Raw genomic sequence first — 16,973 nt, 5'->3', positions numbered from 1 at the left:
CCTCCTTCTCCTTGGACTTGTATTCCGGCTTAGTAAAATGTATGCTCGTACCATCGAGTTATGCGTTAAAGAGAAAGGAGAACGGGAAATTGAAGTGGAGAGAGCTGTTTAAGCATTTCGGTGAAATGAAACACTATCTGATTGCTTCCGTTTTGGTTTTTGCAGCCGGGTTAGTAATGGGGATGATGTACCCCGACCGCTTTCAGGCTTTCTTGGATCAGCAGATGCAGGGCCTGGAGAAAATTTCGGGACTGGTTAAAGGCAAGGAAAACCTTAGCCTCTGGTTGTTTATCGTTATTTTTCTGAATAATGCTATTAAGTCATTGATGTTTGTATACCTCGGTCTGTTTTTCGGTATTCTTCCCTTAATGGTTCTCCTGGTAAACGGGATGCTGCTGGGTTATGTCATCCAATATCAGATGGAGGCGCAAAGCCTCGCTTATGTTCTGAAAGGAATCCTGCCGCATGGAATCCTGGAGATACCGGCTATTATCGTGGCCTGCGCTTATGGCCTCCGACTCGGTATTCTTGTTATCAAAATGATCGGGGGACTTTTCACTTCCAAAAGAAGCGGGAACGCCGCCGCCGAGTTCAAGCGTGTTATGAGGTTGACACGCCCTTTAATTTTACTTGTCGTAGGAACGCTGCTTCTGGCGGCAGTCGTGGAAAGCACAGTGACTCTTTGGCTTTTAAAAGGATAACAATTGTAAAAATTTTCTTAAGCTCCGTCATAAAAATGACCAAACATGAGCATAACAGTAAAGCGGAACGGTTACCTGCGTTCATTAGGTGTAGGGGCCTTCCCGCTGTTGTGTATGCAGAGTCGATTTTGAGGGGAGCTAGAATAAGTTGATGCTTGGATTTCTTTTTAATGACAGGGAATGCAGAGAACTGGACTATGTACTAAGAAAAGAATTAGACGAAATGCTCTTCGATCTTAACGATAAGAGAATGGACGAAGAGATTAAGAAAGCTATAGAGTCCCGCTATAAGGTCATCTTCAGGATGTATGCAAGGCTTGCTTCGCCTAGGGAAATATCCAAATACGCAAGGAACCGTGTCCAGCATCAAAAAAAGTCTTGACTGAAGGCAAGCTTTCATGGTAAATTGAATTTCGCTGATTCGACAAGTTTTTCATTTAACAAGCCAAGCAAAAAAAGAATTTTAAAAAAAGCTTGCAATGAATAGTCGATCTGTGATATATTAATTAAGTCGCCGCTGAAACTTAGCGGGTTACGACGAAGCGATAAATGATAGAAATTGTCCTTTGAAAACTGAACAACGAGTGATTGAAGCGTCTCAGTAATGAGACATTAAATGAGAAGAAATTCTCGTCAGCAACGAATGTTTGAGCTTAATCAGCTTGAGATAAACCGCTGGCCTTACGGCCGGCACAACTTTATCGGAGAGTTTGATCCTGGCTCAGGACGAACGCTGGCGGCGTGCCTAATACATGCAAGTCGAGCGGACTTGAAGAGAAGCTTGCTTCTCCGATGGTTAGCGGCGGACGGGTGAGTAACACGTAGGCAACCTGCCTGTAAGATCGGGATAACTACCGGAAACGGTAGCTAAGACCGGATAACCGGTTTCTCCGCATGGAGAGACTGTGAAACACGGAGCAATCTGTGGCTTACGGATGGGCCTGCGGCGCATTAGCTAGTTGGTGAGGTAACGGCTCACCAAGGCGACGATGCGTAGCCGACCTGAGAGGGTGAACGGCCACACTGGGACTGAGACACGGCCCAGACTCCTACGGGAGGCAGCAGTAGGGAATCTTCCGCAATGGACGAAAGTCTGACGGAGCAACGCCGCGTGAGTGATGAAGGTTTTCGGATCGTAAAGCTCTGTTGCCAGGGAAGAACGCCAAGGAGAGTAACTGCTCTTTGGGTGACGGTACCTGAGAAGAAAGCCCCGGCTAACTACGTGCCAGCAGCCGCGGTAATACGTAGGGGGCAAGCGTTGTCCGGAATTATTGGGCGTAAAGCGCGCGCAGGCGGTTTTTTAAGTCTGGTGTTTAATCCCGAGGCTCAACCTCGGTTCGCACCGGAAACTGGGAGACTGGAGTGCAGGAGAGGAAAGTGGAATTCCACGTGTAGCGGTGAAATGCGTAGAGATGTGGAGGAACACCAGTGGCGAAGGCGACTTTCTGGCCTGTAACTGACGCTGAGGCGCGAAAGCGTGGGGAGCAAACAGGATTAGATACCCTGGTAGTCCACGCCGTAAACGATGCATGCTAGGTGTTAGGGGTTTCGATACCCTTGGTGCCGAAGTTAACACAGTAAGCATGCCGCCTGGGGAGTACGCTCGCAAGAGTGAAACTCAAAGGAATTGACGGGGACCCGCACAAGCAGTGGAGTATGTGGTTTAATTCGAAGCAACGCGAAGAACCTTACCAGGTCTTGACATCCCTCTGACCGGCTTAGAGATAAGCCTTTCCTTCGGGACAGAGGTGACAGGTGGTGCATGGTTGTCGTCAGCTCGTGTCGTGAGATGTTGGGTTAAGTCCCGCAACGAGCGCAACCCTTGAACTTAGTTGCCAGCAGGTAGAGCTGGGCACTCTAAGTTGACTGCCGGTGACAAACCGGAGGAAGGCGGGGATGACGTCAAATCATCATGCCCCTTATGACCTGGGCTACACACGTACTACAATGGCCGGTACAACGGGAAGCGAAGGAGCGATCTGGAGCCAATCCTAGAAAAGCCGGTCTCAGTTCGGATTGCAGGCTGCAACTCGCCTGCATGAAGTCGGAATTGCTAGTAATCGCGGATCAGCATGCCGCGGTGAATACGTTCCCGGGTCTTGTACACACCGCCCGTCACACCACGAGAGTTTACAACACCCGAAGTCGGTGAGGTAACCGCAAGGGGCCAGCCGCCGAAGGTGGGGTAGATGATTGGGGTGAAGTCGTAACAAGGTAGCCGTATCGGAAGGTGCGGCTGGATCACCTCCTTTCTATGGAGACTCGGGTCCTGCAACGGACCCAGTCAAGAAGGCAGTGCCTTCAACCTTCAATCACTCGTTGTCAGTTTTGAAAGGGCAAGAACCTTTCAAGCTACAAACCTTCTGGAGTTTGGCGACTCCGGAGACCACGCAATTCGTTTGGTGACGATGGCGGAAGGGAACCACGCGTACCCATCCCGAACACGACCGTTAAGCCTTCCAGCGCCGATGGTACTTGGACCGAAGGGTCCTGGGAGAGTAGGACGTTGCCAAGCGAACCCACTTTGTGGGTTTTTATTTTGCGAAAAGAGCAGGCAGTTGCTTGCTGGCACGCAAGACCAAAGTGAGTAAGCACTCACGACATACGGGCCCTTAGCTCAGCTGGTTAGAGCGCACCCCTGATAAGGGTGAGGTCGGTGGTTCGAGTCCACTAGGGCCCACCATTTCCTGACAACCATATAAGGAACTCTTTTGGGGCCATAGCTCAGCTGGGAGAGCGCCTGCCTTGCAAGCAGGAGGTCAGCGGTTCGATCCCGCTTGGCTCCACCAAAAACCGTCTTCAACATCCTCATAATTTCCAGTAAATTACGGGTTGATCTGAAGATGCATGATATGGTAAGATACTTCTTGCCGCTTTGAGCGGTAACGAAGCAAGTTGATCCTTGAAAACTAGATAGCGAAACATGTAACTAGAATCATCCAAAACCTTGATGGTTTGATGTGTTCATCAATATTGTATTGATGAGAGGTCAAGCTAATAAGGGCACACGGAGGATGCCTAGGCGCTAGGAGCCGAAGAAGGACGTGGCGAACGACGAAATGCCTCGGGGAGCCGTAAGCAGGCTTTGATCCGGGGATGTCCGAATGGGGGAACCCAGCTGTGGTAATGCGCAGTTACCATGCAGTGAATACATAGCTGCATTGGAGGCACACCCAGGGAACTGAAACATCTAAGTACCTGGAGGAAAAGAAAACAATAGTGATTCCGTCAGTAGCGGCGAGCGAACGCGGATTAGCCCAAACCAAGGAGCTTGCTCCTTGGGGTTGTAGGACGTCAACATGGCAAAAGTTCATTAGGTGAAGTGATCTGGAAAGGTCCGCTGCAAAAGGTAACAGCCCTGTAGCCGAAAGTGAACGTATGCCTAGACGGATCCTGAGTACGGCGGGACACGTGAAACCCCGTCGGAATCCGGCAGGACCATCTGCCAAGGCTAAATACTCCCTAGCGACCGATAGTGAAGCAGTACCGTGAGGGAAAGGTGAAAAGCACCCCGGGAGGGGAGTGAAAAAGAACCTGAAACCGTGTGCCTACAAGAAGTCAGAGCCCGTTAACGGGTGATGGCGTGCCTTTTGTAGAATGAACCGGCGAGTTACGTTTGCATGCGAGGTTAAGCTGAAAAGGCGGAGCCGCAGCGAAAGCGAGTCTGAATAGGGCGACTATAGTATGCAGGCGTAGACCCGAAACCGTGTGATCTACCCCTGTCCAGGGTGAAGGTGCGGTAACACGCACTGGAGGCCCGAACCCACGAATGTTGAAAAATTCGGGGATGAGGTGGGGGTAGCGGAGAAATTCCAATCGAACTCGGAGATAGCTGGTTCTCCCCGAAATAGCTTTAGGGCTAGCCTCGGGGGATGTGTCGTGGAGGTAAAGCACTGATTGGGTGCGGGGCCCGCCAAGGGTTACCAAGTCCAGTCAAACTCTGAATGCCACAGACATTACCCCGGGAGTCAGACAGTGAGTGCTAAGATCCATTGTCAAGAGGGAAACAGCCCAGATCATCAGCTAAGGTCCCCAAGTGTGTGTTAAGTGGGAAAGGATGTGGAGTTGCACAGACAACCAGGATGTTGGCTTAGAAGCAGCCACCATTTAAAGAGTGCGTAATAGCTCACTGGTCGAGTGACTCTGCGCCGAAAATGTAACGGGGCTAAACACACCACCGAAGCTATGACTTGCACCTTGTGTGCATGGGTAGGGGAGCGTTCTGTACGGAGTGAAGGTAGATCGTGAGGACTGCTGGACTGTACAGAAGTGAGAATGCCGGTATGAGTAACGAAAAGATCAGTGAGAATCTGATCCGCCGAAAGCCTAAGGGTTCCTGAGGAAGGTTCGTCCGCTCAGGGTAAGTCGGGACCTAAGGCGAGGCCGAAAGGCGTAGTCGAAGGACAACAGGTTGAAATTCCTGTACCACCGTAAGCCGTTACGAGCAATGGAGTGACGCAGCAGGGTAGGGACGCGGACTGATGGATGTCCGTCCAAGCAGTGAGGCTGATGTGTAGGCAAATCCGCACATCATAAGGCTGGGCTGTGATGGGGAGCGAAAATTACAGTAGCGAAGGTCTTGATCTCACACTGCCGAGAAAAGCTTCTAGCCAGGCGAAGGTGCCCGTACCGCAAACCGACACAGGTGGGCGAGAAGAGAATTCTAAGGCGCGCGGAAGAACTCTCGTTAAGGAACTCGGCAAAATGACCCCGTAACTTCGGGAGAAGGGGTGCCCCGGTAGTGTGAATAGCACGAGGGGGCCGCAGTGAAAAGGCCCAAGCGACTGTTTAGCAAAAACACAGGTCTATGCGAAGCCGCAAGGCGAAGTATATGGGCTGACGCCTGCCCGGTGCTGGAAGGTTAAGGGGAGCGGTTAGGGGTAACCCGAAGCTGTGAACCGAAGCCCCAGTAAACGGCGGCCGTAACTATAACGGTCCTAAGGTAGCGAAATTCCTTGTCAGGTAAATTCTGACCCGCACGAATGGCGTAACGACTTGGGCGCTGTCTCAACGAGAGATCCGGTGAAATTTTAATACCTGTGAAGATGCAGGTTACCCGCGACAAGACGGAAAGACCCCATGGAGCTTTACTGCAGCTTGATATTGGACTTTGGTACGATCTGTACAGGATAGGTGGGAGCCTTTGAAGCCTGAGCGCCAGCTTGGGTGGAGGCGCCGTTGGGATACCACCCTGATCGTATCGGAGTTCTAACCTACTACCGTAATCCGGTAGAGGGACCGTGTCAGGTGGGCAGTTTGACTGGGGCGGTCGCCTCCTAAAGAGTAACGGAGGCGCCCCAAGGTTCCCTCAGAATGGTTGGAAATCATTCGAAGAGTGCAAAGGCATAAGGGAGCTTGACTGCGAGACATACAGGTCGAGCAGGGACGAAAGTCGGGCTTAGTGATCCGGTGGTACCGCATGGAAGGGCCATCGCTCAACGGATAAAAGCTACCCTGGGGATAACAGGCTTATCTCCCCCAAGAGTCCACATCGACGGGGAGGTTTGGCACCTCGATGTCGGCTCATCGCATCCTGGGGCTGAAGTAGGTCCCAAGGGTTGGGCTGTTCGCCCATTAAAGCGGTACGCGAGCTGGGTTCAGAACGTCGTGAGACAGTTCGGTCCCTATCTGTCGCGGGCGCAGGAAATTTGAGAGGAGCTGTCCTTAGTACGAGAGGACCGGGATGGACGTACCGCTGGTGTACCAGTTGTCTCGCCAGAGGCATCGCTGGGTAGCTATGTACGGAAGGGATAAGCGCTGAAAGCATCTAAGCGTGAAGCCCCCCTCAAGATGAGATTTCCCAGTATGTAAGACCCCTTGAAGACGACGAGGTAGATAGGTTGGAGGTGGAAGCACAGCAATGTGTGGAGCTGACCAATACTAATCGGTCGAGGGCTTGACCACCAAACATGTGCGGAGTACAGGTTACTTCGAAAGCATATGCTACGTGTTCATGAGAATGTTCACGGCATCAGAAGCATACCCAGCGTATGCACCACAAGATCTTTGGATGGATCGACTGCACGTTTCGCTGCTAGTTTTCAGGGAGCAACCCTGATGTGTCTGCATAGACACCTGTTTGGTGACGATGGCGGAAGGGAACCACGCGTACCCATCCCGAACACGACCGTTAAGCCTTCCAGCGCCGATGGTACTTGGACCGAAGGGTCCTGGGAGAGTAGGACGTTGCCAAGCGATATTCCCTGATAGCTCAGTTGGTAGAGCACTCGACTGTTAATCGAGTTGTCACAGGTTCGAGTCCTGTTCGGGGAGCCACGCTTCCATAGCTCAGTAGGTAGAGTGCTTCCATGGTAAGGAAGAGGTCACCGGTTCGAATCCGGTTGGAAGCTTATTAGGGCCCGTTGGTCAAGGGGTTAAGACACCTCCCTTTCACGGAGGTAACAGGGGTTCGAATCCCCTACGGGTCATTACTGGGCGGACGCTTAGCTCAGCTGGGAGAGCATCTGCCTTACAAGCAGAGGGTCGGCGGTTCGATCCCGTCAGCGTCCACCACCATGCCGTTGTAGCTCAATTGGTAGAGCAACTGACTTGTAATCAGTAGGTTGGGGGTTCAAGTCCTCTCGACGGCACCACGTTTTATTGGGGGTTAGCCAAGCGGTAAGGCAACGGACTTTGACTCCGTCATGCATAGGTTCAAATCCTATACCCCCAGCCATTTTAGTACGAGCCATTAGCTCAGTTGGTAGAGCACCTGACTTTTAATCAGGGTGTCGAAGGTTCGAGTCCTTCATGGCTCACCATTGTTCCAACTTGCGCGTGTGGCGGAATTGGCAGACGCACTAGACTTAGGATCTAGCGTCTTTGACGTGGGGGTTCAAGTCCCTCCACGCGCACCAGATTTATGCGGAAGTGGCTCAGCGGTAGAGCATCGCCTTGCCAAGGCGAGGGTCGCGGGTTCGATTCCCGTCTTCCGCTCCATAATTTCATATGTGCCCTTAGCTCAGCTGGATAGAGCGTTTGACTACGAATCAAAAGGCCGGGAGTTCGAATCTCTCAGGGCACGCCATTCATATTTCGGGACGTAGCTCAGCTTGGTAGAGCACCTGGTTTGGGACCAGGGGGTCGCATGTTCAAATCGTGTCGTCCCGACCATATGTATGCGGGTGTAGTTCAATGGTAGAACTCCAGCCTTCCAAGCTGGTAGCGTGGGTTCGATTCCCATCACCCGCTCCATACATAACCAACAAAGATCTCATAGAGGTCTTTTTTTATTTATCCGAAATCATTCAGAGTTAAAACTTACTTAGCTTTCCTTTAATTCTCAAGCATTTTTCGCCAAAAATAGCTATAATGCAACGCGTGAATGTGGTAAAATATTCTGAAATGAGCATGAAATCAGACGAAATTTGGTGTGATTATCAGTAGAGAGAAGAGGCGAGGACATGTCGGATAACGAAACAATCGTTCAGAAAAATTCTACGAACAACTTGCTTCGCAGAGATGTGCGTTTTCTTGGGCATATTCTTGGGGAAGTACTGGTCCATCAAGGAGGCAATGAGCTCCTGGCAGTCGTAGAAAAGATCCGCGAACTGAGTAAATCCCTTCGGGCTCAATATGACCCAGCCATCTATGCGGAATTTAAAGCGACGATCGACGGGCTGCAGCCTGAAATTCGCCACCGGGTTATTCGTGCTTTTGCGATTTACTTTCAACTCGTTAATATTGCCGAGCAAACCCACCGTATTCGCAGAAAGCGCGACTATGAGCGTTCTTCGGGAGAAACGGTTCAGCCCGGCTCCATCGAAAGCATTGTTCAGCAGTTGAAGCAGAATCAGATCTCCTACCGTGAGGTTCAGGAAATTCTGCAGACGATCTCGCTTGAACTCGTTATGACTGCCCATCCTACAGAAGCTACACGCCGCGCGGTTCTGGATATTCACCAGCGTATTTCACAGGACGTGATGTACCTGGATAATCCGACGCTCACCTACCGGGAGAGAGAGCAGCTTAGAGAAAAGCTTCTGGCCGAGGTTATGACGCTTTGGCAAACCGACGAACTGCGCAACCGGAAACCGACTGTCATCGACGAAGTTCAGAACGGCCTTTATTATTTTGATGAAACCTTATTTGATGTTCTTCCTGAGGTTTACCAAGAGTTGGAGCGTTGTTTGGATAAATACTATCCGAATGAAACATGGCACGTGCCTAGTTTCCTTAAATTCGGTTCCTGGATCGGCGGAGACCGTGACGGTAACCCATCCGTTACCTCTGATGTTACTTGGGAGACGCTGGAGCTGCACCGCGGCCTTGCTTTGAAAAAGTACGAAACGATTCTCGTAGATGTCATGTATCACTTAAGCTTCAGCAAGAACCTTGCTGAGATCAGTGATGAGCTGCAGAAATCCATTGAGGCCGATCATGAAGTTTTTGGTCCCCGCAATGATTTCTGGAGCAATGACGACGAGCCATACCGTACGAAGATTGCTTACATGATCGAGAAAGTTAAAAACACGGGGAATTCCCAAGTGGCAAGCTTACAGAAGTATACCTCACCGGATGAAATGATTGCGGATCTCTATGTGATCGAAAGAAGCTTGCGGAGCCATTTCGCCGATTATGCGGCGGACCGGTATATCAAGAAGCTGATCCGTCAGGTAGAATTGTTCGGATTCCATCTGGCTACCCTCGACGTTCGTCAACACAGCCGCGAGCATGAGCTGGCTATGACGGAAATCCTTAACCGGATGGGTATCGTAGAGGACTACAGCAAGCTCAGTGAGAAGGAGAAAATCGAGCTGCTGAGCAAGCTTCTCGACGAGCCGCGGCCGATTACATCCCCTTACATGGTATACTCCGAGTCCACTCAGGAATGTCTGGATGTATACAGAAATATTTATAAGGCGCAGCATGAGTTCGGACGCTATTGCTTGAACAGCTATCTGATCAGTATGACTCAGGGCGCGAGCGATATGCTGGAAGTGATGGTCTTTGCCAAGGAAGTGGGACTCTACCGCAAGGAAGCCGACGGTACGGTTGTAAGCACCATCCAATCGGTGCCGCTTTTTGAAACGATCGACGACCTGCATGCGGCTCCGGAAATTATGGATACTCTTCTTAAAATTCCGGCGTATCGTGCAAGCTTGGACCCTATCGCGCCTATGCACGAAATTATGCTGGGTTATTCCGACAGCAATAAAGACGGCGGCGTTATTACCGCTAACTGGGAGCTGCGCGTCGCACTGCGTGCTCTTACGGATACCGGCAACAAAAACGGCGTTAAGCTGAAGTTCTTCCACGGACGCGGCGGTTCGCTCGGACGCGGCGGTATGCCGCTGAACCGGAGCATCCTGGCGCAGCCGGTAGATACGATCGGCGGCGGTATTAAGATTACGGAGCAGGGCGAGGTGCTTTCATCCCGCTATTCGCTGCAAGGTATTGCGTACCGCAGTCTTGAGCAGGCCACGTTTGCCTTGATCAAAGGAGCGGTGCTGGCACGCAATCCGCAAAAGCATCCGCTTGAATCGGAATGGGAAAGCATCATGAAAGGAATTTCGGAAAAAGCGCAGAATAAGTATCAGGACCTTATTTTCCGTGATCCGGATTTCATGACTTTCTTCAAGCAATCGACGCCTCTTCCCGAGGTCGGAGAACTGAATATCGGTTCGCGTCCTTCCAAACGTAACAACAGCGACCGGTTTGAAGATTTGCGCGCGATTCCGTGGGTATTCGCCTGGACGCAGAGCCGTTATCTCCTTCCGGCCTGGTATGCTGCGGGTACGGCGCTTCAGGACTTTTATCAAAATAAGGCAGAAAATATGGCGGTTCTTAAGAACATGTACGAGAACTGGCCTTTCTTCAAATCGATGATCGACGGTTTGCAAATGGCACTGGCCAAAGCGGACCTTCTCATCGCCAAAGAGTATGGCAGCCTGCTTAAGGAAGACAGCATCGCCAAACGCATTTACGAGCTGATCAGCGAAGAATACGACCTGACTTCCAAGCTGATCCTGGAAATTACCGGACAGCAGGAGATTCTGGATAACGTGCCGGTTATTCAAGAGTCTATCCGACTTCGCAATCCGTACGTCGATCCGCTCAGCTACCTCCAGGTGGATCTGCTCAAAGAACTGCGCGGAGCGCGTGAGAATAACGAAGACGACAGCTTCCTGCTGCGTGAAGTTCTTCTTACGATCAACGGCATTGCAGCCGGCCTCCGCAATACAGGCTGATAACGGACAACATCGCATAGGCACTGAAAACAAAGAGTCAAGCCGTCCTCCGGGCGGCTCGACTTTGTGTGTTTTACCGAACATAAGTGAAAAGAAGCCCCGTACTTCCTAGGGTTGGAGGAGTTATCTTGAATTTAGTAGAAACACGATTAGCCAAGCTTGCAAGGAATGGAGATCGTGGTGCTTTTGAGGAACTGGTGAATTTGTATAAAGATAAAATATTTCACCTGGCCTACAGAATGCTCGGTAACAAGCAGGAAGCCGAAGATGCAGTGCAGGACACTTTCCTGCGCGTCTACAACAACTTAGACCGGTATGACGAGAATCAGAAGTTTTCCACCTGGATCTTCCGTATCGGAACCAACTTATGCATAGACCGGCTGCGCAAACGCAAACCGACCTATTCCCTCGACGCCGAAATGCCGGACAGTGAAGGGAACGATTTTTACGCCATGCTTGCGAGCAAAGATGAGCTGCCCGAGGACCAGATCGTTCTTTCGGAAACACAGCAAGTAATTCGCAGAGCCATCCAAACCTTGCCGGAAAAATACAAATCCGTCGTTATCCTGCGCTATCTCCACGATATGTCGCTCCAGGAAATCGGAGATGTACTCGGTATGCCCGTTACGACCGTCAAGACACGGGTCCACCGCGGCCGGGAGTATTTACGAAAAAAATTAGATACGGATGCAAATTTTTCTCTGTAAGCCCGATTTTTTTGAAACATCTTCTCCCGCCATACGTATGGTACTATACTATCGGCCAAGAACGAGAAAGGAGTGGCTTCGATGAATTGCAAACAGGCCCTCCCTTTGATGCACGAATATTTGGATGGGGACTTGCAGGGGGCCCAGGCGCTGGAGCTAAAGCAGCACCTTTTGTCATGTCCGGAATGCAACTCGCTGTTCCGGCAGATGGAAACGACGGATGCGCTCGTTCGTTCCATTCCTGCTCCAACCGTGTCAAGTGATCTCACGAACCGTATTATGGGCAGTCTCCCTCCCGTTAAGAAGCGGAAGCCGTGGACGCAGTGGATCCGCAGACATCCTGCGGTTTCGGTAGCGGCTGTTTTTCTGTTAACGATGGCGGGCAGCTTTATGACCCTGTGGAATAACAACACCGAGTTAATGGTACGGGGTGCAGACCTGGAACGGGTTATCATCCAAGGCGATAAAGTGATCGTGCCCAAAGGAGAGACGGTTAAAGGCAATCTGGTGGTCGAGAACGGCCAACTGGTTGTAGAAGACGACGCCAATGTGGAAGGGAATCTGGTCGTTATCGACGGCAATATGAATTTGGCTTCGACGGCTCATATAACCGGGGATAAAATTCGCATTGACGAAGCTCTAAGCTGGATCTGGTTTAAACTGAACGATCTCATGCATTGACCTGCTTAACCCAAACAGCATGCATATCTCATACAGCCAAAGTCCTCATGGGGTATCCCGGAGGGCTTTTTTCTTTTGTAAACCGAAATGGGGGAGAATAGAAGAATCGTTCGGATTGTGGTATTATCAAGGAATAGACAGATAAAAATAAGAAAAAAATCTGGATTTTTACGCGTTGATTTGGGGGAACTCCAGTGGAATTATTCGCAGATATTTCCATCACAGATATTATTGATATCTCGATTGTCAGCTATGTGGTTTATAAATTGATTATGCTGCTGCGCGGAACAAGAGCCGTACAGCTTATGAAAGGGATCATCGTCGTACTGGTCGCTTGGGCGCTGAGTGTCGCTTTCAACCTGAACACGCTGCAGTGGATCATGAACCAGATGTTTACGGTGGGTCTGATCGCCATTATTATTATTTTCCAGCCCGAGCTTAGAAGAGCCTTGGAACAGCTGGGCCGCGGACGTCTTTTCTCGCGAAGTTCGATGGATGTGGACCAGGACGTCAACATCCGCATCGGTGAAGTGATTAAAGCGATGAATTACTTGTCCAGGCGGAAGATCGGGGCTTTGATCGTATTTGAAAAAGAAACAGGCCTGACCGATTACATCGAGTCGGGAATCGCTGTAGGCGGACGGATCAGTTCCGAGCTGCTCATTAATATATTTATTCCGAACACGCCTTTGCACGACGGCGCGGTTATTATCCGGAACAACCAGCTGATGGCGGCGGGTTGTTATTTGCCCCTTTCGGAAAATCCATTTATCAGTAAAGAGCTCGGAACCCGGCACAGGGCGGCTATCGGAATGAGTGAGGTTTCGGACGCCGTTTGCCTGATCGTGTCGGAAGAGACGGGACAAATCTCGCTGTCGCTCAACGGGCAGGTTGTGCGGGATATCAAGGAAGAATCCTTGATTTCGAAGCTTTTTGATGAATTGAAGCCGAAAGCCAAAGACCGTCAAAACCCTTTCAAGAAATGGTGGGAGGGACGCAAACGTGGATAGATGGCTTAGAAATACAAATGTCGTCCGGGTAATCGCGGTCATTATCGGAATACTTCTGTGGGCGGTTGTCCGGATGGAAGGGACTAACGTTACGAATTCGTCAACATCCGGAATTAAAGAGCTGCCGATCAGCAATGTGCAAATCACACCGAAGTACGATTCGGATAAATATTATATTTCTTCGATTGAGCCCAGCCGGGTGCAGGTGATTTTGAAGGGGAAAGACTCTGCGCTTAAGCGGGTGAGCACGAGTGAATATAAAGTGGTACTGGATTTGACCAAGGCAGGCGGTAAAGGAGAATACGTGCTTCCTCTGGAAGCGGTCGGCTTCCCGTCGTCTTTGCAGGTGGATATCGTGCCGCGGAACGTCAAGGTAGTCGTCGAAGAGCAGGAAATGAAGGAAGTTCCCGTGAAGATTAATGTAAAAGGAACTCCGCAGCCCGGCTATAAATCCGGCGATCCTATCGCCAAACCGAGCAAGGTGCATGTATCCGTTCCGGCAAGCAAAGCGGATGAGGTGGCAACGGTCCAAGGCGAAATCTCGGTGGATAAGGCGGATTCGGCGGTAACCAAGCAGGTGAAGCTGAAGGTCTATAACAAAGACGGCCGCGAATTGCCATACGATATAAGGCCTGCCGTGGTGGACGTGGATGTTCCCGTTACGAGTCCGTTTAAAACGGTGCCTCTGCAGATCCAGCTGACCGGCAGCCTGCCTTCGGGCTACAGCATCGGATCGATCAAGCAGAATCCGGATAAGATCATGGTTTACGGACCGCAAAACGTGCTGGACGGCATGGATTTCTATTCGGGAGTTACGCTTAAGATCGATGGACTCAAAGAAACGAAAGAATTTACTTTAGACATTCCTTTGCAAAAAGGAATGACTCAGATTGAGCCGACGAAGGTGCAGGTAACCGTTGAAATCGTCTCCTCCATCAAAAAGGATTATCCGGGAATCCCGCTGAAAATAGTAGGACAGGCGGAAGGAACGGAAGTGAAGTTCACGGACCCTGCTAACGGCAGCATCACGCTGTCTCTGGAAGGAGCGGCGCCTCAAATCGAGGCCGTTAAACCGGAAGATATTCAGGCTATCGTGGATGTGAGCAATCTGCCCCCGGGAACGCATGAACTGCCGATAACACTTAACCTGCCGCCGTATATCAAGGATGGCGGTACCGCGGTTACGAAGGCTAAGGTCGTCATTACGGCGGCCCAGACGCAAACCGAGTCGAAAAATCCGAGCGCTACGCCGATCCCGACTCCGACTCCATCCCAGAAACCGGACACGGCGGAGGAAACGGTCCCTAAAAATGAGCCGTAACCCCTTAAACGGGAATTTTCCTTCGTAAGTTATAAGGGATATGTTAAAATCATGACAAGTTACCAGGATTTATAAAGAGATGATTAAACCGATACGGTCTAAACGTGCAGTTTATGAGAAGAGGGGAAGAGAACGATGGGGAAATATTTTGGAACGGATGGAGTTCGCGGGGTAGCTAATCAGGAACTTACACCGGAGCTGGCTTTTGAGATCGGACGCTGCGGAGGGTACGTGCTAACACGCCAGGCTCAGCATCCGAAAGTAGTCATCGGCCAGGACACGCGTATTTCGGGTCCTATGCTGGAAGCGGCGCTGGTCGCAGGTCTCCTGTCGATCGGAGCGAACGTGATCCGCCTCGGCGTCGTCTCTACGCCTGCCGTCGCGTATTTGACGCGCGTGCTTGGCGCCGACGCCGGCGTTATGATCTCCGCCTCCCATAATCCCGTGGAAGACAACGGGATCAAATTTTTCGGCGGAGACGGGTTTAAGCTGCTCGATGAGACGGAGCTTGAAATCGAGCGCCTCCTCGACGCGGACGGCGACGAGCTGCCGCGGCCGGTGGGCGGCGAGATCGGTACCGTGTCGGATGACCCGAAGGCGAAGTTCCTGTACGCCGACTTCGTTAAGTCGACCGTGCAGCATTCGTTCGGCGGCATGAAGATTGTGATGGACTGCGCGAACGGGGCCGCTTACGAGCTGGCGCCTAAGATTTTCCGCGAGCTGGGTGCGGAAGTGATTACGCTCGGAGCGGAGCCGAACGGCCGCAACATCAACGAGGGCTGCGGTTCGACTCATCCCGAGAATCTGCAGAAAGCCGTCGTGGAGCACGGCGCGAACCTCGGCCTTGCGTTCGACGGTGACGCGGACCGGCTTATCGCGATTGATGAGAACGGGGAAGAAGTCGACGGCGACTTCATCCTGAGCATCTGCGGTGACGCGATGAACCGTGCGGGCAAGCTCAATCACAGCACGATTGTAACGACCGTAATGGCCAATATAGGCTTCTTTAAGGGAATTGAGGGCCACGGCCTGAAAGCGACCCAAACGGCCGTTGGAGACCGTTACGTGATGGAAGAGATGCGTAAGGGCGGCTACAACCTGGGCGGCGAACAGTCCGGGCATGTTATTTTCCTCGATTACAATACGACCGGTGACGGTATTCTTACGGGCTTGCAGCTCGCCGATACCCTCGTGGCGGGAGGCCGTCCGCTTAGCGAAGTGAAGCGGATTATGCGGAAGTTCCCGCAGGTGCTCGTCAACGTGCGCGTAGCGGATAAAAGCAAGCTGCAGGACAATGCAGCTATCGCAGGCGCGATCAGTGCCGTAGAGAACCAACTGGGCGACAACGGCCGTGTACTGGTTCGTCCGTCGGGGACGGAGTCTCTTATCCGCGTTATGGCGGAAGGACCGGACAAAGACACGGTGGAAGGCTACGTGAATGACATCGTTGAGGTCGTGAAGCGGGAACTGGGTTAATTCAATTCGCGATTTACGGGCTGTTTTGCCGGGGAAATGTGGTTACAAACTGCTGTGTTAATCGGTAAAAGCAATGGATAGGATAATAGGTAAAGGCCGCTTTTCTCTTGCGAGGGAGCGGCTTTTTTGCGTGAGGATAGAGGGGCGAGCGTTATGCAGTCTTACGGTGCAGATAGAGGAAAGCGTCATCAAGTCTAACCCGGCCGAAGCGGGTGTATACCTTCGATTTACACAAGATTTAGCCTCCTGTTATGGGGCTTGTATCTCATTTTGCAGTGTGAGAGTTGCAAAGCGGAGTCAAAATGAATATGATGGGTATATGTTTTTTTACTCATACAGAGAAAGGTGGATAGATTTCAGCAACAACAAGCGCCAGAACTTGCGCGGGAAGCGTCACAATTGTACATGCGGGTTAAACGACTCGTATGGCAAAGAAAACGCGGAGCCGGCAAGTTGACGAGGTGAAGGTGTTCGAAATTTCGGCGGGGACCTTCCGGTAGTTCATTCCTACCGACAAGCTGGAGAGCAAACTGTCCGGGTGACCGGGCACACAAGAATCCAGCCGAATGATTCATAGATTAGGATCAGGGCCGCATGCTTATTCTATAGCAGGGACGGTTCTGGTTAAGGCTGCAGACGGGTCGTACGGAAACCGCTTAGGCGGACGAACGGAGCAGTCGTTGTTAGACGGTAGAGCGGACCCCGGCAGGCGGGCGTCTGATAGGGATCGATTTATTCTACCTAACTCGTTGTTGCACGAGAGATTGGATTCCAGCAGGAGCGGGAAGCTTTTGCAAGGGTCGCTGTATATCGAGCGTTTTGAGTGTTTTTTGATGGATGACGGGGGATTCGCCGAAGGAGCCTGTTCTCTTTAGTTCTGTTTTTTG

General features: G+C 51.3%; 8 protein-coding genes, 14 tRNA genes and 4 rRNA genes. All 26 read left to right on the top strand.

Annotation, left to right across the window (positions count from 1 at the left end; genetic code table 11):
* Nucleotides 1–89 precede the first annotated feature (89 nt).
* Nucleotides 90–701, top strand: a complete 612-nt coding sequence (locus tag ABC395_RS23985) for a stage II sporulation protein M (RefSeq protein ID WP_413006305.1) — start codon at nt 90–92, stop codon at nt 699–701.
* A 151-nt stretch (nt 702–852) separates the two neighbouring features.
* Nucleotides 853–1,083, top strand: coding sequence for a hypothetical protein (locus tag ABC395_RS23980; protein ID WP_009676794.1), 231 nt, complete (start codon nt 853–855; stop codon nt 1,081–1,083).
* A gap of 316 nt (nt 1,084–1,399) precedes the next feature.
* Nucleotides 1,400–2,953, top strand: a 16S ribosomal RNA gene (locus ABC395_RS23975).
* 146 nt (nt 2,954–3,099) lie between these two features.
* Nucleotides 3,100–3,216: ribosomal RNA gene (rrf, locus tag ABC395_RS23970) — 5S ribosomal RNA — on the top strand.
* A 91-nt stretch (nt 3,217–3,307) separates the two neighbouring features.
* A tRNA-Ile gene (locus ABC395_RS23965) sits at nt 3,308–3,384 on the top strand.
* A gap of 30 nt (nt 3,385–3,414) precedes the next feature.
* A tRNA-Ala gene (locus ABC395_RS23960) sits at nt 3,415–3,490 on the top strand.
* A 198-nt stretch (nt 3,491–3,688) separates the two neighbouring features.
* A 23S ribosomal RNA gene (locus tag ABC395_RS23955) occupies nt 3,689–6,605 on the top strand.
* A 174-nt stretch (nt 6,606–6,779) separates the two neighbouring features.
* Nucleotides 6,780–6,896, top strand: a 5S ribosomal RNA gene (rrf, locus tag ABC395_RS23950).
* Together the 16S, 23S and 5S rRNA genes with 14 tRNA genes alongside form the textbook arrangement of a ribosomal RNA operon.
* Before the next feature lie 5 nt (nt 6,897–6,901).
* Nucleotides 6,902–6,977: transfer RNA gene (locus ABC395_RS23945), tRNA-Asn, on the top strand.
* A gap of 1 nt (nt 6,978) precedes the next feature.
* Nucleotides 6,979–7,051: transfer RNA gene (locus ABC395_RS23940), tRNA-Thr, on the top strand.
* 6 nt (nt 7,052–7,057) lie between these two features.
* Nucleotides 7,058–7,129: transfer RNA gene (locus tag ABC395_RS23935), tRNA-Glu, on the top strand.
* A 9-nt stretch (nt 7,130–7,138) separates the two neighbouring features.
* Nucleotides 7,139–7,214: transfer RNA gene (locus ABC395_RS23930), tRNA-Val, on the top strand.
* A 4-nt stretch (nt 7,215–7,218) separates the two neighbouring features.
* Nucleotides 7,219–7,294, top strand: a tRNA-Thr gene (locus tag ABC395_RS23925).
* 8 nt (nt 7,295–7,302) lie between these two features.
* Nucleotides 7,303–7,377: transfer RNA gene (locus ABC395_RS23920), tRNA-Gln, on the top strand.
* A gap of 9 nt (nt 7,378–7,386) precedes the next feature.
* Nucleotides 7,387–7,462 (top strand) — tRNA-Lys (locus ABC395_RS23915).
* A gap of 12 nt (nt 7,463–7,474) precedes the next feature.
* Nucleotides 7,475–7,558: transfer RNA gene (locus tag ABC395_RS23910), tRNA-Leu, on the top strand.
* A 7-nt stretch (nt 7,559–7,565) separates the two neighbouring features.
* A tRNA-Gly gene (locus ABC395_RS23905) sits at nt 7,566–7,640 on the top strand.
* Nucleotides 7,641–7,651: 11 nt separating this feature from the next.
* Nucleotides 7,652–7,728: transfer RNA gene (locus ABC395_RS23900), tRNA-Arg, on the top strand.
* A gap of 9 nt (nt 7,729–7,737) precedes the next feature.
* A tRNA-Pro gene (locus tag ABC395_RS23895) sits at nt 7,738–7,814 on the top strand.
* Between the two features lie 7 nt (nt 7,815–7,821).
* A tRNA-Gly gene (locus ABC395_RS23890) sits at nt 7,822–7,895 on the top strand.
* Between the two features lie 209 nt (nt 7,896–8,104).
* Nucleotides 8,105–10,891, top strand: coding sequence for a phosphoenolpyruvate carboxylase (ppc, locus tag ABC395_RS23885; protein ID WP_413006304.1), 2,787 nt, complete (start codon nt 8,105–8,107; stop codon nt 10,889–10,891).
* Between the two features lie 128 nt (nt 10,892–11,019).
* Nucleotides 11,020–11,598, top strand: coding sequence for an RNA polymerase sigma factor SigW (gene sigW, locus ABC395_RS23880; protein WP_009675029.1), 579 nt, complete (start codon nt 11,020–11,022; stop codon nt 11,596–11,598).
* Between the two features lie 81 nt (nt 11,599–11,679).
* Nucleotides 11,680–12,279 (top strand): zf-HC2 domain-containing protein, encoded by a 600-nt coding sequence (locus ABC395_RS23875; RefSeq protein WP_413006303.1) that lies wholly within the window; start codon nt 11,680–11,682, stop codon nt 12,277–12,279.
* Between the two features lie 194 nt (nt 12,280–12,473).
* On the top strand, nt 12,474–13,289 hold the full coding sequence (cdaA, locus tag ABC395_RS23870) for a diadenylate cyclase CdaA (RefSeq protein WP_413006302.1): 816 nt from the start codon (nt 12,474–12,476) through the stop codon (nt 13,287–13,289).
* Nucleotides 13,282–14,610, top strand: a complete 1,329-nt coding sequence (locus tag ABC395_RS23865; protein ID WP_413006301.1) for a CdaR family protein — start codon at nt 13,282–13,284, stop codon at nt 14,608–14,610. Before cdaA ends, ABC395_RS23865 begins: the two co-directional genes overlap by 8 nt.
* 135 nt (nt 14,611–14,745) lie before the next feature.
* Nucleotides 14,746–16,086 carry a phosphoglucosamine mutase gene (gene glmM / locus ABC395_RS23860; protein ID WP_413006300.1) on the top strand — a complete coding sequence of 447 codons (1,341 nt, stop codon included), beginning with the start codon at nt 14,746–14,748 and terminating at the stop codon, nt 16,084–16,086.
* The last annotated feature ends 887 nt before the right edge of the window (nt 16,087–16,973 follow it).

It is taken from the genome of Paenibacillus canaveralius (assembly GCF_047238265.1).
GTDB lineage: Bacteria > Bacillota > Bacilli > Paenibacillales > NBRC-103111 > Paenibacillus_F.
Note: the sequence above shows the minus strand (reverse complement) of the source record. Positions and strands in the feature narration are given on the sequence as shown.